Raw genomic sequence first — 18,607 nt, forward strand, 5'->3', positions numbered from 1 at the left:
GTGGCCATCACATCTAAGAATGCCCTTAACGGGCGAGTGCTGGGACAATCCCCGCGATATGCCTTGCTATCGCCAGGCTGGAAGTGGCGGCGGGAGAGGGGGCGTTGCGCACGAGCGCGACCCGCCCGTGGACGTCGACCACGAAGTCGTCGACCATGCCGCCGTCACGCGAGACGGCCTGGGCGCGCACCCCGCCTTCTGTTCTCTCCAGGTCGTCCTTGGTGATGGCGGGGACGTAGCGCCTGGCCGCGCGGACGAACGCGCCCTTGACGGCCGAGCCGTACAGCTCCCTCAGCCCGGTGCGCCAGTGCTTGGCGGCTAGACGGCGGGTGCCGGGCCAGGTCAGCAACGCGCGGGGGTCGCCGAGCACCGCGTTGGGCCCGACCAGCACCTCGCCGTCGATCCTGCGCGTGAGGTGGATGCCGAGGAACGGGTAGCGCGGGTCGGGCACCGGGTAGATCAGGCCGCGCACGAGGTCCTTGGCCGACCCCGCGAGGGCGTAGTACTCCCCCTTGAACGGGACGATCCGCACCTCGCCCGGGTGTCCCGCCATTCTCGCGACCGCGTCGGTGCCGAGCCCCGCGCAGGCCACGACGGCGTCGAAGGCGAACTTCCTGCGGCCCGCCAGCACCTCCACCTGGGTGGCGCTCTCTCGCAGCGCCCGCACCCGCTGGCCGAGCCGTACCGACCCGCCCAGCTCGGCGACGTCCTGCGCGAGCCTGCGGGCGACCGCGGGGAAGTCGGCGATCGCGGTGTGCGGCGAGTGGACGGCGGCGACGCCGACCGCGTGCGGCTCGATCTCGCGCAGGCCGAGCCCGTCGAGCTCCTCGATGCCCGGCACCCCGTTGGCCCTGGCCCGCTCGGCCAGCGCGCGCAGGGCGGGCCGCTCGGCGCCGGTCGAGGCGATCACCAGCTTACCCACCTCCTCGTACGGCAGGCGGTGCTCGGCGCAGTAGGCGCGCAGCAGCGCCACGCCCTCCCTGCACAGGGTCGCCTTGAGCGAGCCGGGCTGGTAGTAGATCCCGGCGTGCACGACGCCGCTGTTGTGCCCGGTCTGGTGCGCGCCGACCCTGTTCTCCTCTTCGAGCACCGTCACCTCGGCGCCCCTGGTGCGCGCGAGCTCTCTGGCCACGGCCAGACCGACGATGCCCGCCCCGATGACGCCGATCCGCTCTGTCATGAGGTCAAGTGTCCTTCGGCGACGAGCCAGCGCACGGTGTCCGCCACGCTTTCCTCCACGGGTCTGAGTGTCAGCCCCAGTTCCTGGAGCGTGCGGGTGTCGTCGGTGGGCACCAGGGTCAGCATGAGGTCGGCGGCGTCGCGGGTCAACGGGTAGTCGACGGGGACCACCCGTTTCAGCGCGTCGAGCGCCGAGCCCGCCGCCCTCAGCAGCCCGCCCGGCATCCGCAGCCGCCTGACCCTGCGCCCCGTGACCTGCTCGCAGACGGCCGCCACCTGCTCCCAGGTCAGGAAATGTCCCCCGAGCATGTACCGGCGGGCGCCCTGGCCCGGCGTGAAGCACCTGGCCAGCGCCATGGCCAGGTCACGCACGTCCAGCACGCTCACCCCGCCGGGCACGATCGGCCAGCCCTGCCGCAGCCCCGCCCTGAAGCCCTCGTTGAGCGCGTCGAGCGTGGGCTGTCCAGGGCCGATGACGCCACCGGGATAGACGATCGTCACGCCGTCGAGGTCGCGGGCGTAGCGCTCGCCGTACACCTTGGTCTGGCCGTACGCGTTGCGCGGCCTGGCGAGCGGGCTGTCCACGGTGAGCACCGGCTCGCGCGGCGGCACGAACACCGCGACGCTGGAGACGTGCACGACCGGGTCGAGCCCGAGGTCCACGGCCTGCGCCAGCACGTTCTTCAGCCCGCGCACGTTGGCGCCGCTCAGGTCCACGTCCCGGCCCGTGACGCCCATGTCGGCGGCGGCGTGCAGGACCGCGTCACACTGCTCCAGAGCCTTGCGTACGGCGTCCGCGTCCCTGATGTCCGCCTCGTAGAGGACGCCGGGCACCTTGAAGATCTTCCGTGCCTTCTCCGGGTCTCTCACCAGGAGCAGGCACTCATGGCCGGTTTCGCGCAACGCGGTGACCGCGTGCGAACCAACGAAGCCCGACGCACCGGTCACCAACACGCGCATGGCCTGGAAGCTAGCGCTTGGACGTTTACCTCCTCAATCGAACACGCGTACGATGAAGAGGTGTACGTGCCTCCGGAATGGCCGTCCGAGGTCCGCACGCCCGACATCCCCGAATGGGAGACGTCGGCGGTGGCGTGGCTGCTCGACGCCGTCCCACCCGACTACCGCGCCTACGAGGTGCTGCGCCGCCATCCCTACGCCCTGGCCAGGATGGCCGGCCACCATGTCCGCGCGGCGATCGAGGCGGCCCGCGCCGGCTACCGGAGCGCCGCGGTCGAGCTCAAGGGGCACCTGCCGCCGCACGCGGTCGAGGCGGTGCTCGACGCCTACCGGCGCGAGGGGCCCAGGCTGGTCCAGCTGGCCCGCTCGATCGAGGCGGTCGAGCGGGCGCTCAGGGGCGAGGGGTTCACCGCAACCTTGCGACGGCGTCCCTGAGCCTGCGCACGTCCCGCTTGCGCGCCTCGTAGGTCGCGCCGACCACCAGCAGCAGCAGCCCGCCGAGGGCCATCGGCACCCAGCGCGGCACCGCGCCCATCAGGTCGGCGATCCACGGGGCCAGCTCCCGCACCGCCACGATCGCCACGGTGACCCCGCCCATCAGCGCGGGTGCCTGCAGGCGGCGCCAGGCCCCCGCCAGCGTCACGGCCAGCGCCGCCGCGCCCAGCGCGAACGCCCTCAGCGGGGTGGCCTCCTGCAGCAGGCTCGGCCCGAACGCCAGCGCGAGCCCAGGACCGTAGGCGAGCCACGACGAGAGCGCCGTCCCCCTGGCCCGCCATCCGCCGACGGCCAGCGTGAGCGCCGCGAAGGGCAGCGTGTAGGCCTCCAAGACCCGCACCTCCAGCGCCGCCGCCACGGCGACCACCTCCCCGGCCACGAGCACCCCCGCCAGCACAGCCCACCAGAACCTGGCCCCTTCCCCCACACGCACCCCCGGCCCCACCCGGTGGGGTCGTGCGTGCACCCACTCCTCGGCTCGAGGACGCGCCGTCTCCTCGGGGCGTTGCCGCGCGGCCTCCTCAGGATGCGCCTGTGCCGTCTCCGTGGCTCGAGCATGCGCCGTCTCCTCGGGGCGTGTCCGCGCCGGACGCTCCGGATGCGGGCGCGGGTGCGTCGTGCTGGGGTTTGGTCGCCAGAGGAGGGCGGTGGTGGCGGCGACGGTCGCCAGGGCAGGGAACACCGCGAGCGTCGCGGTCTCGTCCGCCAGCGCCCACCCGAGCACCAGCGACCCGAGCCAGAGCGCGCCCGCCGTGCCCGCCGCCCTGCCCACCCGGCCGCTGCGCCCCCTGGCCGCCGCCCACGCCGCACCCGTCGTCGCCACGACCATCACGACCAGCACGACCACGTACGGCACGCGCACCGCCACCGGCACCACCGCCACGACGAGCACCCCCGCCAGCGCCACGAGACCAGGCCGGACAGCCAGCGCGAGCACCACCCCCGCCAGCCCGACGGCCACCACCGCCAGCGGGCGATCCCCAGTGAACGCCACCCCACCGCGCCACGGATCGAACACGGCCAGATAGGCCCCAAAGGTCCCTACCAGCACATCGCCGACGACCACCAGCGCCAAAGCCGCCAGCACCACCGTCACCCTGCCAACCACGGAGGTCGCCACACCGGGCCCACCCCTGGAGGTCACCGCACCGGGCCCTCTCTCGGAGGGCACCACAGCAGGCCCCCTCTCGGAGGTCGCCACAGAGGACCCGCCCCCAGGGATCGCCGCAGCAGGCCCGCCCTCGGAGGGCGTGCGCTCGGAGGGCGTGCGCTCGATTCCAGGGGGCCCTGGCGTTGCGCGTGTGCCGTACCAACCCAACAGCGCCAGCCCCGCGCCGATGGCCAGCCCGGTCGATGCCGCGTCCCGCGCGAACAGGCCGAGGCCGTCGAGCGCCACCCACACCAGCCCCGAACCCGCCAGCGCCGCCCCCACCAGCGCCGCGGGCCTGCGGTACAGCAGCCCCCACGCCACCAGCAGCGCCCCGAGCACCGCATACGCCACCGGCCGCTGGTCCAGCGACCACAGCACCGCGAGCGCCCCCACGACCCCCGCCACCCACGGAGCCGAGGGCACCCTGAACCGCGCCGCGACGACGGTGAACCCCAGCGCGACCGCCAGCTGCACCCCCACCACCACCAGGTACGGCAGGCCGTACACCACCGGCGCCGCCACCACCGCCGCCGTCGCGGGCACCACCGCCGCCCACCGCGCCCTTCCCAGGACCAACGGGACGGCCGCCAGCAGGGCGAAGACAACGGGCGCCGCTGGCGGCCCGACGACCACGTCGTCGTCCCACAAGGTCGTCACGGGCGCGTCGAAGACCGCCATCAGCGTCTGAGGCAGCACCGCCAGCCCGCCGAGCAGCGCCAGCCCGACCCCGGAGAACGCGTAGGGCGCGCGCAGCCGTTCGGGGAGCAACCGCGCCAGAGCCGTCACGGCCAGCGCCGCCCCGACGTACGGCGGCACCCGCCAGTCCGCGGCCGGCAGCCCAAGCCCAGGCGCCCCCACCGCGACGACCAGCGCCGTCGCCGACCAGCCGGCCGCGAACGCCCGGCCGATCCTGTCCTCCGTGCGGAAGGCCGCGAAGAACCCCATGGCGGCCAGCACGAGCAGCGACGGCACGTGCAGCAGCCAGTCCTGCTCGGCCGTCGCCACCCCTGCCGACACCAGCGCGGCCGTCCCCATGATCGCCGCGCAGACCACCGCCGTCACGCGGAGCGCTCCCCAGCGCGCGGCGACGGACCAGACGGCGATGTCCAGCACGACCGTGGCGGCCAGCGCGGCGCTCGGCCAGCCGCGACCGTGCCCCGTCGCCAGCATGATCAACGGCGCCTGCGCCAGCACGACCGCCAGCGACAGCGACACCTTCAGCGACAGCACCCTGCCGTAGACCGCCGCCGCCAGGGCCACCACCCCGAGCGTCGCCGCGGCGTAGTCCCACCCGTCGACGGCGCCGACCAGGCCCGTTCGGTGCGCCGCGTAGCCGTCCAGCAGCATCAGCGCCAGTCCCAGCGCGCCGACGGTCTCCGCCGTCGCGTTCAGCTTCCGTCTGAGCAGCACGACCGGTACGGCCAGCGTCACGCCCGTGAGGCCCGCGAGGATCGCCGCCCTGCCCCCGATGCCGAGGTGACCCCAGCTGACGACGGTGAACACGATCGCCGCCACTGCCAGGAGGAGCCCGCCGAGGATGAGCAGCAGGTTCTGCGCGGTCCTCCTGGACACCTCCCCCTGCGCCCGCCCACGTCCTCCGGACGGCCCGCCAGGGAACCCCCCACCGGGACCCGCCCCCGCACCAGCGCCCGAAGCCTTCACACCACCAGGCGAGACACCCGGACCGCCCACCCGTGAGGCTCCGCCAGGAGTGCCCGCACCACCAGGTGAGACCCCGCCCGGCCAGCCCTCATCGCCGGGAGCGGCTCCGGCGGGTAGGTCACCCGGCTCCCCGATACCTGTGGAGTTCCCTGCCCGTGTGTCCTCCGCTGTCTGCCCTGCGGCGGCCCTCGGTGGAACCACCGAAGGATCCCCGGTGTGGCCCGCGAGACGGGCGCGGTCGGCGCGCAGGAGGGCGAGGAGGTGCTCCCGCCGTCCCTTCAGCTCGGCCTCGTGCGCCCTCAGGCCCGCCAGCGCGCCGTCCACCTTCCACAGCTCCAGCGCCACGGGCCCGGACAGCGGCAGCCCGCACCGGGGGCAGGCGCCGGCGGGCCCGGCCAGAGGAAGGTCGCAATCAGGACAGTTCGCACGCATGGCGAGAACAATGCCGCACTCGACTTGATGATCGCTTGCGCCGTCCTACTCAGAAACGCCTAGGCACCCCGACTCATCGCGTCTTCCTGGCGATGACCGTGATCACCCCGGTCGCGCCCGCCGCCACCGCCAGCCACAGCAGGACGTCGGTGCCCGAGATCCCACCGGGCGAATCGGCGGCGACCGCCTCGCCGTCCGCTGCCGCCGACGACTCGCCGTCCGGCGCGGCCTCGGACGCAGGCCCGGACTCAGCGGCCTCGGACGCGGGTCCGGAGTCCGCGAGTGTGGAGGACGGCGAGGGCAGGGCTGTCGCGGGCAGCGGCACCCGGTGGACGGGGCTGTTGGCCCCCTCGCTCCCGGTCAGCAGCGCCTTCCCGTCGGCGGTGTAGGCGATCGACTCGGCCTGGTCGAGAGCGGGCATCGACACTTTCGCCAGCGGTTCGTCCAGCGCCCTGTACACGGTCGCGGAGAAGTAGGTGCGGACCACGAAGCTCGACCCGTCGGGCGCGTAGGCGGCGTCGGTGGCCATGATCGGAGCCGAGCCGACCTTGCGAAGGACGTTGGTCCTGCCCGCCCTCAGCCGTTCGGGCGCCTCGTAGATCGCCCCCGCGAACTGCTTGGTCACCACGTACAGGCGTCCGGTCTTCGGGTGGACCATGATGCCCTCGGCGTTGTGCCCGCCGTCCTCGTACGTGAAGCGATACCGGACGGCGGGCAGCGCGGCGTCCCTGAGCGTCGTGGGCTCCATCACCTTGTAGATCGAGATGTCGGGCCACGCGCCGTCGAAGTTGTCGCCGATGTCAGCGAACCAGAGCACGCCTCGCCCGGTCCGCGGATCCTTGGAGGCGGCCATGGCCTCCCAGTCACGGGCCTGGGCGCCGCGCAGCGTGAACGTCGCCCTGGTCCTGCCGTTCGCACCGAGCGCGAAGAAGGTCGGGCCCGCGTCGCTGTCGTTGTGCGTGTAGTAGACACCGTCGTGCGTGGGAGACAGTGCGAGACCGCTCGACTCGGTGATGCGCGGGTCCGGGATCGTGAACGCGACCTCGTCGTTCCCGTCGCCGAACCCCCGAGCCCCGGCGACTCCGGAAACCTCGGACACGGGCACCGCGGCACCCGGACTCCCGACAACGGGCACATCCGCCACCGAACCCCCGACACCACGGCCGACCGCACCCCCCGCCACCGCCACCACCGCACGAGAGGCCACCGCACGAGAGGCCACCACGCTAGGGGCCCCCGCGCGAGCAACGTCCACTCGAGGGGCTTCCACGCGAGCAGCCACCGCTTGAGCCGCCTCAGCACCAGGGGTCTCCGTGCGAGAGGCCAAGGTCTGGGAGGTTACGGGTTCCGCGAAAGTGGGGGTGGCGAAGGCTGGTGTGGCCGGTAGTGCCAGGGCCATGACAAGCCCCACAAGCGTGCGAATCAGGACATCCCCCATCCAGCAATCATGCCGCAGCGGCGACCATCGCGCTCTGCCGGTAGAAGCCGCCGCCCTGCAGAACGACGAGCCCGAGGTTGGCCGCGAGCACCGCCATCCACAACGTACCCAATCCACCCGAAGCCGCCGCGGAAGTCGCGACGGCCGCGAACAAGCCGTACCCGATCACAAAGGAATCCAAGCTCATCCACCAGCCGTCGCCGACAGAAAAGCGCTGCCCTGCAGGGCGAGCAGGAGCAGGTTGGTGGCCAGCATGGCGGTCCACAGGCCCGGCAGGCCCCAGGCGCCCGCCACCGGTCCCGCGGCGGTGGCCATCAGGCCCCAGCCGATCGCCAGCGAGCGCAGGCTGGAGCTCGACCGCTTCATCGCGGTGAGCCCGAAGCCCATGACCACGTTGCCCGCGTCGGCCAGCGTCGCCGACAGCATGAGGGCCGCCACGGCCGTCACCTGGGCTCGGACCGCCACGTCGGTGGTGAACGCCCGCGTCAGCGGGTCCATGAGCAGCAGCACCACCAGGACGCCCGCGCCCGCCCCGCAGATCGCGAGCGTCAGCGCGACCCGGGCGCCGTGCCGCTTGCCCGCCATCCCGTTCGCCCGGGCGATCTCCGGCACGGACGCCTGGGCCACCGCGAGCGCGGGCAGCATGAGGAAGCCGGTCAGCGAGTAGAGGATCGCGTGCGCCGCCGAGCCCGCGACGCCGGTCCTCGCCGCCGCATAGGCCACCACGCCGAGGCCGGCGAACTTGATCAGCAGCGTCCCCGACAGCGGAAGGCTCACCCGGGCGATGCGCGTGATCTCCTGGACGCGCGGCCTGCCCCTGCCGACGGGCCGTCCCAGCACGCGGCGCAGGGCGAGGTTCGCGATCCCCGCTCCGGCCAGCGACGAGCAGAGGAAGGCCACGCCCGCGCCGGTCAACCCCCATGCCGGCACCATGACGGGCACCAGGATGACGACCACCAGCGTGGACGCCGCACTCGACCACAGGACCTGACGGCTGCGCCCGAGCGAGACCAGCACGATGTTCGCGCCCCCGTTGGAGGCGCTCACCAGCAGCGAGAGCGCCAGCGTGACGGGCAGGACACCGAACCCCGCCACCCTGACCCCGCTCAGCGCGGCGATGAGCGGAGCGCACGCCACCGCGACCGCGCCGGCCGTACCGATCAGCAGGGCGAGCCATCGGGCATCGCGCAGGACGGGGACCACGGCCGGCGGATCGTCCCGGAAGGGAGCGACGAACGGCCCCAGCCCGCGCAGGCCACCGACGACGGCCATCAGGGCCGGGTGGTGGACGGCCGTGGTGAGGGCGTAGGCGGCCAGCGCGGCCGTCTCGTGACGGCCGAGGACGGAGGTGACGACCAGGGATCCGGCTAATCCGGTGACCGAGGACAGAAGGAGCGGGAGCGCGGCCCCCGCGATGGCGCGATGCATGAAACGCACAATCCCGAGGCGATCAGACCCCGGGATTCGTGATCAGTATACCGGGGCGGGGTCTGGCCTGGAGTGCGCTCCAGGTTCTTAGGCTGGGGGCATGGAATACGTGAACCTTGGACGCACCGGGCTCAAGGTCAGCCCGCTCTGCCTCGGCACGATGAACTTCGGTCCCCAGACGACGGAGGAAGACTCCTTCGCCATCATGGACAGGGCCCACGAACTCGGCATCAACTTCTTCGACACGGCCGACGTGTACGGCTGGAAGCAGGGCGAGGGCGTCACCGAGAACATCGTCGGCCGCTGGTTCGCCCAGGGCGGTGGCCGCAGGGAGCGCACCGTCATCGCCACCAAGTTCCACGGCAAGATGGGCGAGTGGCCCAACGAGAGCCTGCAGTCGGCGCTGCACATCCGCAGGGCCTGCGACGCCTCGCTCAAGCGCCTGCAGACCGACTACATCGACATCTTCCAGGCGCACCACATCGGCAGGGAGACCCCCTTCGAGGAGTTCTGGGAGGCCATGGACATCCTGCGCCAGCAGGGCAAGATCATCTACGTCGGCTCCTCCAACTACGCGGGCTGGCACATCGCGAAGGCCCAGGAGAGCGCCGCGCGCAGGGGCATGCTCGGCCTGGTCAGCGAGCAGTCCCACTACAACCTGCTCACCCGCAAAGTGGAGCTGGAGGTGCTGCCCGCCTGCGAAGACTACGGGCTCGGCGTGATCCCGTGGAGCCCGCTGGCCGGCGGCCTGCTCGGCGGCGTGCTACGCAAGATCGACAAGGGCCGCTCGGCCACCGAGAACATGGTCAAGGAGCTCGACAAGCACCGCGAGCGGATCGAGCAGTACGAGGCGTTCTGCGACGAGCTCGGCGAGGACCCCGCGCACGTCGGCCTGGCCTGGCTGCTGACCCGCCCCGCCGTGACCGCGCCGATCATCGGCCCGCGCACGCTCGACCAGCTCGACGGCACCATGCGCACGCTTGAGATCGACCTGGACGACAAGGCGCTGGCCAGGCTCGATGAGATCTTCCCCGGCCACGAGACCGCGCCGGAGGACTACGCCTGGTGATCCGGGGGGCCCATTCCCAGCACGGGCTCGACGGGCGCCTCGTCGGCCGGAAGGCTCTTGCGGCGCTTCCGGCCGACGAACCAGTAGCCGAAACCGCCGAAGGCGACGCCCGTCACACAGGTCCAGATCCACCACGCGTTCTCGGGGGCGGGCCGGACGATCAGCAGCACGACCAACGCCAGCGCCCACAGGGCAGTGCCCGCGAGCACGGCGGCTCTGTCGTTGGTCTCGAGCGGCTCCGGATCCGGCCGCCATGGCTGCTTCACGTGATCCAGCCTAGTCGACGTGCTGTTTCACGCGATATGGCGGCAAATCCGTCTCGATCAGGTCGCGGGGTCTTTTCGCAGGTCGCAACCGCTGTCACTCTTCGCGCGTGAAAGACATGAAAGCCACTACTCCATCCAGACTTGACCGGTACTTCGCCATCACCGCGCGGGGCTCGACCGTCTCCCGCGAGGTGCGCGGCGGCCTGGCCACCTTCTTCACGATGGCCTACATCGTCGTCCTCAACCCCCTCATCATCGCGAGGGCCACGGACGCCGACGGCCAGTTCATCGGGGACGGTCTGGTCGCCAACGTACCGCTGGTCGCCTCCGGCACCGCGTTCGTCGCGGGCATGCTCTCCATCCTCATGGGCGTCGTCGGCAGGGTGCCGTTCGCGATGGCGGCGGGCCTCGGCCTGAACGCCTTCGTCACGTTCGGCATCGCCTCCCAGATGACGTGGGAGGCGGCGATGGGCCTGGTCTTCCTCGAGGGCGTCATCATCGGCATCCTCGTGCTGACCGGATTCAGGGTGGCCGTCTTCAACGCCATCCCTGTCCAGTTGAAGACCGCGATCAGCGTCGGCATCGGCCTGTTCATCGCCTTGATCGGCTTCGTGGACGCGGGCTTCGTGCGCCGCGTCGCCGCCGGGCCGCCGCTGGAGATGGGCATCTCGGGCGCGCTGACTTCGTGGCCGCTGCTGGTCTTCATCCTCGGCCTGCTGGCCACCGCCGTCCTGGTGGCCCGCAAGGTCAAGGGCGCGATCCTCATCGGCATCGTCGGCACCACCCTCCTCGCGATGATCGTCGAGGCGCTGACGAAGACGGGTGCGGCCACTGCGAAGAACCCCGCCGGCTGGCAGCTGGTCACGCCGTCCTGGCCCGAGCAGATCTTCGGTTTCCACAACCCGCTGACGCTGTTCACCGAGTTCGACCCGTTCGGCGCCTTCAGCCAGGTGTCGGTGATCCTGGCCGTGCTGCTGATCTTCACCCTGCTGGTCACGGACTTCTTCGACACGATGGGCACGATCGTGGGCGTCGGCCGCCAGGCCGACCTCCTCGACGAGGAGGGCCAGCTCCCGCGCACCAAGGAGATCCTGCTCGTGGACTCCATCGGCGCGGCGGCGGGCGGCGCGGGTTCGGTGTCGTCCAACACCACCTACATCGAGTCGGCCGCGGGTGTGGCCGAGGGCGCCCGCACCGGTCTGGCCAGCGTGGTCACCGGCGTGCTGTTCCTGCTGGCGATCTTCGTGGCGCCGCTGGTCGCCGTCGTGCCGTACGAGGCGGCGGCGCCCGCCCTCGTCGTGGTCGGCTTCATGATGATGACGACGGTCCGCGAGATCGACTGGAACGACTTCGACATCGCCATCCCCGCGTTCCTGACGATCGTGCTCATGCCGTTCACCTACTCCATCTCGAACGGCATCGGCGCGGGTTTCGTCAGCTACGTGCTGATCCAGGTCGTCAAGGGCAGGAGCAGGAACGTCCATCCGCTGATGTGGGTGGTCGCCGGGCTGTTCGTCGTCTACTTCGCGCTCGGGCCGATCAAGACGCTTCTGTAGCGAGGCCGTCCACGGGGCCGCCCTCCTCCCGGGGGGCGGTGGCCACGCGCAGCCACAGCCGCCGCGTGACGACGGCGGCCAGCACCAGCCCCGCGAGCACGCCCGACCCGAGCAGCACCTCGATCGCGATCCAGTCGGGCAGCGAGAACCACGCCAGATTGCCGGTCCACAGGTCGGCGGTGGCGACGAGGAAGGGTAGCGCCACCGCGAGCGTTGGCAGGAGGTACGGCACCGCCGACCTACGCTGGACCATCAGGTCCGCGGCGGCGATGAGCATGACGCAGACCACCGTGGCGACGGGACCGGCCGTGTGGTCGAACAGCAGCGAGCCGACGACTCCGCCGTACTCGTGAGCCAGAACGGAGATCGCGGGAAGCGACGGCATGCCCGCGATCCCGATGAGCGCCAGCCTGCGGTGTGCGGACCCCTCGGCGACGCGGGCGAGAATGGCCAGGCCGAGGAGGAAGACGGTGGGGAGCAGGCTCGCCGCCACGAAGGCCGGAGGCAACGCAACAGTGACGGCTTCCCAGGCCGAAACGATCACCGCGGCGGCCCAGAATAAGAAGTGCATGGTGGACTCTACCGAAAACCCTTGGAGGGAATAGCGTGGCTTCGCATATAGTTAGCAAGGGTAATGAGACGTGCTAACGAATCCCCCTCCCAAGATGGATCTGCGCAGCGACGCAGGCCTGGCATCAGCCCTGCGCGTGTCGCTGGCGCGGCTGACCAGACGACTCCGACGACAGGCGGCGGCACACACCCTGACGCCCACCCAGTTCGCGACGCTCGCCGCCGTGGAACGGCATTCAGGGATAACCCCCGGCGAATTGGCCGAGCTCGAGAAGGTGCAACCGCCCTCGATGACTCGGGTGATCGCCGCGCTCGAGGAGCGCGGGTTGGTCGCGCGCTCACCGCACCCGACCGACAGGCGCCAGGTGACCGTGGTGGTGACCGACACCGCCAAGGCGCTCCTGAAGGAGGAGCGCCGGTTGAAGGAAGCCTGGTTGACGCATCGGCTGAAGGAGCTGACACCCGAGGAGCGGGCAGTGCTCCGGCAGGCGGCGCCGATTCTGGAGAAGCTCAGCAAGATATAGAGCCTGACGAACCCAGGACCGGGATGTTCCGGTCTCTCAGGGTTCACAACTACCGGCTGTTCGCGGCCGGCGGCATCGTCTCCAACCTCGGCACCTGGATGCAGCGCACCGCCCAGGACTGGCTGGTGCTCGACCTCACCCACGGCAGCGCGGCGGCCCTCGGAACCACGACCGCGCTGCAGTTCCTCCCGCAGTTGCTGTTCGGCCTGTTCGGCGGCGTGCTCGCCGACCGCTACCCGAAGCGCCCCGTGCTCATCATCGCGCAGTCGCTCATGGCGATGCTGGCGGTGACCATGGGCGTCCTCACCGTCACCGGCTCGGCCGAGGTGTGGCACGTCTACACGATGGCCTTCGCGCTCGGCGTCATCTCCTGTGTGGAGGTGCCGACCCGGCAGGCGTTCGTGGTCGAGATGGTCGGCAGGGAGGATCTGCCCAACGCCATCGCGCTCAACGCCTCGATCTTCAACCTGGCCCGCGTGGTCGGCCCCGCGCTCGCCGGTGTGCTCATGTACGCCATCGGCACCGGACCGATCTTCCTGCTCAACGCGCTGACCTTCGGCGGCGTCATCTCCAGCCTGCTCCTCATGCGCAGGTCCGAGCTGACCCCCGCCGAGCTCGTCCCCAGGGCGAAGGGCCAGCTGCGCGAGGGGCTGCGCTACGTCGTCGAACGCTCGGAGCTCCTGCTGCCGATCCTGGTGATCGCGTTCATGGCGATGTTCACGCAGTCGTTCTCGATGTCGATCGCGCTCATGGCCCGCGAGGTCTTCGGTCAGGGCGCCTCGTCGTTCGGTGTGGCCTCCAGCGCCTTCGCCGTCGGCGCGCTCGGCGGCGCCCTGCTGGCCGCCCGCCGCGCCAGGCCGAGCCGCAAGCTGCTCATCGCCGGCGCCATCGGGTTCGGGCTGTTCCAGGTGGTGGTGGGCCTCGCCCCCTTCTACCCGGTCTACCTCCTGCTGCTCGCCCCCACCGGCATCGCGTTGATCACGGTCAACACGGCCGCCAACTCGCTGGTCCAGATGTCCACCTCGCCCGAGATGCGGGGCCGGGTCATGGGCATCTACGTGCTGGTCTTCACCGGCGGCGCCCCGATCGGCGCGCCGCTGATCGGCTGGATCTCCGACCTGGGCGGTCCGCGCGTGGGCGTCATGATCGGCGGGCTGCTCACGCTCGTGGGCACCGGCCTGGCCATCCTGCTCACCCGCATGATCGGCGCCCGCCGCACCCGCCGCCTGGCCGTCGCCACCGCCTGACGCCCCTCCGGCCCGCGCCTCCACACCCCGCGGGCCGAGGGGCCCGCTCCTCCACACCCGCGGGCCGCTGATGGACCCGGCCTCCACACCCGCGGGCCGAAGGGCCCTCGGCACTCGGGGACAATCGACCCGTGAGACTGTTCGCCGCGATCCTGCCGCCGCCCGAGATCCTCGACGAGGTGGCCGCCGCGCTGGCCCCGCGTATCCGGGTGGTGGAGGGCCTGCGCTGGGTCGATCGCTCCACCTGGCACCTCACGCTCGCCTTCTACGGCGAGGTCGCCGACCGCTCCCTGCCCGACCTCGAGGTACGGCTGGCCCGCGCCGCCGCCCGTCACCCCGTCAAGCGCCTGGCCTTCGCGGGCGCGGGCGCCTTCGCCAAACGGGTCTTCTGGGTCGGCATCACGGGCGACCCCCTCGTCCGGCTGGCCGACTCGGCCGCCGCGGCGGGGCGTCGCGCGGGAGCCGTACAGACTGACGAGAAGCGCTTCCACGCCCACCTCACGCTCGCCCGCGCCAGGCACCCCACGGACCTCCGCCCGTTGGTGGAGGCCCTGTCGTCCTTCGCGGGGTCACCGTGGTGGGCCGATTCGATCCACCTCATGCGCAGCCATCCGGGCTCGGCGGTGAGGTACGAGTCACTCGGACATTGGGCGCTCGCACCCGCCGAGCGGAGCTAGGCTGCACGGCGTGGACCGTCCTCGCTTCTGGCTTCTCCCGACCGTGCTCGGCTTGCTCCTGCTGATCGTCGTCGTCGGCTCCGTGCTGACCTGATCGGCTAGGACAGATCGGCCTCGGCCAGCAGCAGCGGAACGTCTCCCGGGTTGCGCAGGAGGGCCGCGACGGCGAGGCGGTCGTTCCACTGACCCGTCGCCCACGCCAGGCCGCGCGCCAGGCCGTCGACGCCGTCGCAGTGGACCATGCCGTCGAAGTAGCGCCAGGCGCACGGCACCCCATCGACCAGTAGCTTCTCGTGCTCCACGTAGCGCGTGGGCGCCGTGGGCAGCAGCGATCTGACCTCCTGCGGCACCGGACGCTCGACCCCCGTGGAGGTCACCGCGCCCGGGACCAGCTCTCCCGTGAGCGGCAGATCGAGCAGCTCCGACAGGGCCTCGGCCAGGTCGAAGGGGGCCAGGATCAGCGGCCTGTCGGTCACCAGCTGCAGCAGGTCGGGCGCCTCGACCACGACCGCGTCGTCGGCCGAGGCGACCACGATCTCGCCGCCGAGCACCGCCCGCACCGAGGTGGGCGGCGCCACCCGCGACGGGTCGACGGCGGCCAGCGCCATCCACAGCGCGCGCAACTGCGCGCGGTCGACGGTCAGCGACGGGTCCGCCAGTAGCTCCAGGAGCTCCTCAGGGCCCCCGTGGGAGGCCAGCAGGTCGGTCAGCGTGGTGCGGACGCCCAGCATGGCCAGCGCCGCGTGGTCGAGCCCCTCGGGCGCCTCGTCGTACAGGCCGGTCAGCAGCGGGTCGGCGCCGGGCAGGCGCAGCTCCAGCGGACGCCGCCCGTCGAGGACCGGGTGGGTGGACAGCCACCACGCGGTGTAGGAGGGCACCTCCTGACCGTCGACGCGCAGCGGCAGCAGCGCGCTCCTCAGCGGCGGCCTGGTGATCAGAGCGAGCGCGGCGGGCCAGTCGGCCACCAGCTCCAGGTCACGGATGGCGGTGAACTCGGGCGCGACGGGAGGCAGCTCGAAGGCGGGCAGCGACTCGAGCCACGCGTCCTCCTCATCGAGGTCGTGGTCGCAGGAGTCGAGGTCGAGCAGCACGTCGGCGTCGTTGACCACGGCGAACCCGTCGAGCACGCCGACCGCCGTCAGCACCCGGGGGTCGTAGGAGGAGTCGGCCACGCCGAAGCCCGAGTCGTCGACGAGCAACCCGGCCAGCGCGCCGCCGGGCAGCAGCAGCTCACCGGCTGGGTAGAGCGAGCCGTCGGCGCCGCGCAGCGCCAGCTCCGACAGCCACGGCTCCTCGCCTGCCGTCAGCCCCGCCGCGTCGACCAGGGAGAGCACGGCCCTCGCCACCGCGTCGGGATCGTCGCTGTCGAGCGACTGCGCCACGGCGTTCTTGGTGAGGGGGTCGTCGAGGACGGCGCGCGGCGTGGCCTCGAAGGCGCCGAGGCGCAGGAGCAGCGGGTGCGCCGCGTCGGGATGGACGATGCGCAGCCCGAGCGGAGCCAGATCGAGCGGCGTGGTCAGCACCAGGGTGCCGCGCGGCCCGCGCACCAGGCGGCCGTCGGCCAGCGGCACGGGCAGCGCCCCCAGCGCCTCGGGGTCGTCGGCGGGCAGCACGTCGTAGAGCGAGCGCCACCAGGCGGGGTCGCGGCCCTCGATGGCCTCGCCCGACAGCTGGTCGACCACCTCGGCCAGCTCCACCCTGCGCACGCCCAGCGAGGCCATGGCGGGGTGCCTGGCCGGCCAGCCGGCGGGCAGCAGACCGGGGACGATCGAGGCGAGCACCGCCAGCAGCTCTCCCGAGCCGTTGACGACCGACGCCTCCCTGCCGGAGACCACCCAGCCGTCGCCCGAGGGCTCGCGCACGGGATGTTCGACCTGCCAGGCGGCGTCGGGGTCGTAGAGCGCCGCATCCGCGAACGAGGGCGACTGCACCACGGGCGGCGGCGCCGACAACGCGGGCAGCAGCGGGACGTCGGGCAGCAGGCGCAGGATGGCGCGCCGGATGCGGGCGTCGAGCTCGCCCTTGCCCATCAGCGCGGGCACCAGGTCGAGCAGCCTGGGCGTGCGCGGCAGCTCCTCCAGCAGCCGCACGTAGGCCTCGGCCACGCGCGAGATCAGGAAGTCGGTCAGTGGGCCCCGCGCGACGTGCCGCCGGTCGGTGGCCATCGGGAACGAGGCGATGAGCAGCGCGGGCAGGTCGAGCGGCTCGTCGGAGGGGGTGGGCGCGTGCACCACCTGCGGCACGGGCAACGGCCCCTCCTGCTCGGGCACCGCCCAGCGCACCGACCAGTAGGGCCTGGATCGCTCCTCGGTCGGCCGGTCGGCGAAGTACGCGGCGACCTCGTCGGCCGAGAACTCCCCCGACATGGAGACCACGTGCCACCCGGACGGCTCGACCCTGCGGGTGACCCCGTCGACCACGATCTCGATGGCGGTCAGCGCGGGCATGCCGAGCAGCAGCGCGGGGGAGGTCTCCGCGAGCATCCGCCGCACGGCCTCGAGGGCCGAGGGACGCAGCGGGAGCCGTACGAGGGTCTCGAAACCGTCGGGGACCTCGACGGAGTCGGGGAACGGCAGCCGCAGCAGCGGCACGTGCCCCTCGCGGGTGTCGAGCTCGCCCGCGAGGGCGGGCTCGGCGGCCACCAGCGCCGTCGTCTCCTCACGTGACCAGCGGACCGCCCCCGTGGAGCGCGATCCGATCGAGGGGGCGTCGCACACCGAGACCACCGCCGCGAAGCCCACGCCGAAGCGGCCGGCCGCGCCCACGTGGCCGCGCTTGGCCGACACCCGCAGCGTGGACAGGCCCTCGACCCCGGCCGCGTCGAGCGGCGCGCCGGTGTTGGCCGCCGTCAGCACGCCGTCGCGCAGCTCCAGGCGCAGCAGGCCGGGCACGCCCGCGCGCAGGGCGGCGTCGGCGGCGTTCTGCGCCAGCTCGACGATCAGGCGGTCGCGGTAGCCGCCGAGGGCGAAGTCCTCCTCGGCGTTGGCGTCCTCACGAAAGCGCGCTGGCGAGGCCTTCCAAGCCGTGAGGACGGCGGCGCGCATCCGGTCAGTGCCAAAGGTGTCCACGGGGCAAACTCCTAAACGAGAGAGGGGCCACCGAAGGCTAGCGCTCCGCGCCGACAATACGGATCGGCGCGGATCAGGAGTGGCCGAGCTCCTCCGAGGCCGACTCGTCGACCGAACCCTGCTCGTCCTCGATCAGGTCGTAGCCGAGGTCGTCGAGGATCGGCGTGGCCTGCTCCACGGGCGGCGGCATGACGGCGGCCTCGGAATGGGCGCCGCAGCCGTGGTCGGCGGCCACGACCTTGCCGTCGTCCGGCGCGTACTCGTTGGCGCACACGCCGAACTCTCCGCGCAGGCCGCCCGCGAGCGGCCAGAAGAAGCCACAGGTGGAGCACTGCGCAGGGGCGGCGTGCGCGATCGGCGTGTGCGGGCCCGACGCGCCCGAGTGCCAGCGCTTGGCGGCGCGGTCCCTGCCGATGGCCGACAGGACCCTGGCCCTGCCCAGGCCGTACTCGAAAATCATCTGGTGGTCGATCTCGGGGTCGGCGCCGGTGAAGCCGGGGACGAGCCTGTCGTCGTCTTCCGCGGTCGGCAGCAGGTCGCCGACGCCCAGGTCACCGGGGAGCAGCCGCTCGCTCCACGGCAGCCATTCGGGGGCCAGCAGGGCTCCCGGGCCCGGCAGCAGCACGGCCTCGCTGACCGTGACGTTCTTCGCGCGGGAGGCGCGGGTCACGGTGACGGCCCAGCGCCAGCCGCGGTAGGCGCGGTCGAGGCAGGCGAAGTAATGGGTGACGATCCGGTCGCCCTGGCCCTCGAATCCGAGGTGCTCTCCCGGCTCTCCGGGGCTGGCGAGCTCCCGCGCGGCCTCCCTCGCGAGGTCGACTGCGGCGACACAGGCCTGGTCGGGCGCGGCGACGCGGGTCCTGGTCCTGGTCATCGGCGCGCCCTC

General features: G+C 72.2%; 16 protein-coding genes. 6 read left to right on the forward strand and 10 right to left on the reverse strand.

From position 1 onward, the window contains the following. Window positions 1-25 precede the first annotated feature (25 nt). Together lhgO and H4W81_RS32245 are read right to left on the reverse strand one after the other, a co-directional pair. Window positions 26-1,180: an L-2-hydroxyglutarate oxidase gene (gene lhgO / locus H4W81_RS32240; RefSeq protein WP_192778261.1), complete on the reverse strand. Its 1,155-nt coding sequence runs from the start codon at window positions 1,178-1,180 to the stop codon at window positions 26-28. Further along, window positions 1,177-2,139 (reverse strand): NAD-dependent epimerase/dehydratase family protein, encoded by a 963-nt coding sequence (locus H4W81_RS32245; protein WP_192778262.1) that lies wholly within the window; start codon window positions 2,137-2,139, stop codon window positions 1,177-1,179. The genes lhgO and H4W81_RS32245 overlap by 4 nt, the downstream gene beginning before the upstream one ends. 60 nt (window positions 2,140-2,199) lie before the next feature. Here H4W81_RS32245 and H4W81_RS32250 point away from each other — a divergent pair, with 60 nt between their 5' ends. Then, window positions 2,200-2,574, forward strand: coding sequence for a hypothetical protein (locus H4W81_RS32250; protein ID WP_192778263.1), 375 nt, complete (start codon window positions 2,200-2,202; stop codon window positions 2,572-2,574). Here H4W81_RS32250 and H4W81_RS32255 read toward each other — a convergent pair. The 4 genes from H4W81_RS32255 to H4W81_RS32270 form a co-directional block, all read right to left on the reverse strand. Then, window positions 2,546-5,356, reverse strand: a complete 2,811-nt coding sequence (locus H4W81_RS32255; protein WP_192778264.1) for an SCO7613 C-terminal domain-containing membrane protein — start codon at window positions 5,354-5,356, stop codon at window positions 2,546-2,548. The two genes, H4W81_RS32250 and H4W81_RS32255, sit on opposite strands and share 29 nt — an antisense overlap. 595 nt (window positions 5,357-5,951) lie before the next feature. Then, on the reverse strand, window positions 5,952-6,983 hold the full coding sequence (locus tag H4W81_RS32260; RefSeq protein WP_192778265.1) for a hypothetical protein: 1,032 nt from the start codon (window positions 6,981-6,983) through the stop codon (window positions 5,952-5,954). 340 nt (window positions 6,984-7,323) lie between these two features. Continuing rightward, window positions 7,324-7,497: a hypothetical protein gene (locus tag H4W81_RS32265; RefSeq protein ID WP_192778266.1), complete on the reverse strand. Its 174-nt coding sequence runs from the start codon at window positions 7,495-7,497 to the stop codon at window positions 7,324-7,326. 2 nt (window positions 7,498-7,499) lie between these two features. Further along, the gene (locus H4W81_RS32270; RefSeq protein WP_192778267.1) at window positions 7,500-8,744 is read right to left on the reverse strand and encodes a polysaccharide biosynthesis C-terminal domain-containing protein; all 1,245 of its coding nucleotides are present in this window, start codon (window positions 8,742-8,744) and stop codon (window positions 7,500-7,502) included. Between the two features lie 100 nt (window positions 8,745-8,844). Between H4W81_RS32270 and H4W81_RS32275 the strand changes: the two genes are divergently transcribed. After that, a complete protein-coding gene (locus H4W81_RS32275) occupies window positions 8,845-9,813 on the forward strand; it encodes an aldo/keto reductase (RefSeq protein ID WP_192778268.1) in 969 nt (322 codons plus the stop codon). Here the strand turns inward: H4W81_RS32275 and H4W81_RS32280 are convergent. Next, entirely contained in the window at window positions 9,801-10,079 is a 279-nt protein-coding gene (locus tag H4W81_RS32280) for a DUF2530 domain-containing protein (RefSeq protein WP_318782097.1), read from the reverse strand. The genes H4W81_RS32275 and H4W81_RS32280 overlap by 13 nt on opposite strands. Window positions 10,080-10,195: 116 nt before the next feature. Between H4W81_RS32280 and H4W81_RS32285 the strand changes: the two genes are divergently transcribed. After that, on the forward strand, window positions 10,196-11,635 hold the full coding sequence (locus tag H4W81_RS32285) for an NCS2 family permease (RefSeq protein WP_192781171.1): 1,440 nt from the start codon (window positions 10,196-10,198) through the stop codon (window positions 11,633-11,635). Here H4W81_RS32285 and H4W81_RS32290 read toward each other — a convergent pair. Continuing rightward, window positions 11,619-12,206, reverse strand: coding sequence for a hypothetical protein (locus H4W81_RS32290; RefSeq protein WP_192778269.1), 588 nt, complete (start codon window positions 12,204-12,206; stop codon window positions 11,619-11,621). The two genes, H4W81_RS32285 and H4W81_RS32290, sit on opposite strands and share 17 nt — an antisense overlap. A gap of 94 nt (window positions 12,207-12,300) precedes the next feature. On the opposite strand from H4W81_RS32290, the gene H4W81_RS32295 reads away from it, so the two are divergent. From H4W81_RS32295 to thpR, 3 genes are all read left to right on the forward strand, one after another. Continuing rightward, window positions 12,301-12,729, forward strand: a complete 429-nt coding sequence (locus H4W81_RS32295) for a MarR family winged helix-turn-helix transcriptional regulator (protein ID WP_192778270.1) — start codon at window positions 12,301-12,303, stop codon at window positions 12,727-12,729. A 23-nt stretch (window positions 12,730-12,752) separates the two neighbouring features. Beyond that, window positions 12,753-13,976: an MFS transporter gene (locus H4W81_RS32300; protein ID WP_192778271.1), complete on the forward strand. Its 1,224-nt coding sequence runs from the start codon at window positions 12,753-12,755 to the stop codon at window positions 13,974-13,976. 131 nt (window positions 13,977-14,107) lie between these two features. After that, window positions 14,108-14,653, forward strand: a complete 546-nt coding sequence (gene thpR, locus H4W81_RS32305) for an RNA 2',3'-cyclic phosphodiesterase (protein ID WP_192778272.1) — start codon at window positions 14,108-14,110, stop codon at window positions 14,651-14,653. Between the two features lie 98 nt (window positions 14,654-14,751). Here thpR and H4W81_RS32310 read toward each other — a convergent pair whose 3' ends face one another. Continuing rightward, window positions 14,752-17,697 (reverse strand): sacsin N-terminal ATP-binding-like domain-containing protein, encoded by a 2,946-nt coding sequence (locus tag H4W81_RS32310; RefSeq protein WP_192781172.1) that lies wholly within the window; start codon window positions 17,695-17,697, stop codon window positions 14,752-14,754. A 97-nt stretch (window positions 17,698-17,794) separates the two neighbouring features. Continuing rightward, window positions 17,795-18,595 carry a DUF3027 domain-containing protein gene (locus H4W81_RS32315; RefSeq protein ID WP_192778273.1) on the reverse strand — a complete coding sequence of 267 codons (801 nt, stop codon included), beginning with the start codon at window positions 18,593-18,595 and terminating at the stop codon, window positions 17,795-17,797. Window positions 18,596-18,607: the final 12 nt, after the last annotated feature.

It is taken from the genome of Nonomuraea africana (assembly GCF_014873535.1).
GTDB lineage: Bacteria > Actinomycetota > Actinomycetes > Streptosporangiales > Streptosporangiaceae > Nonomuraea > Nonomuraea africana.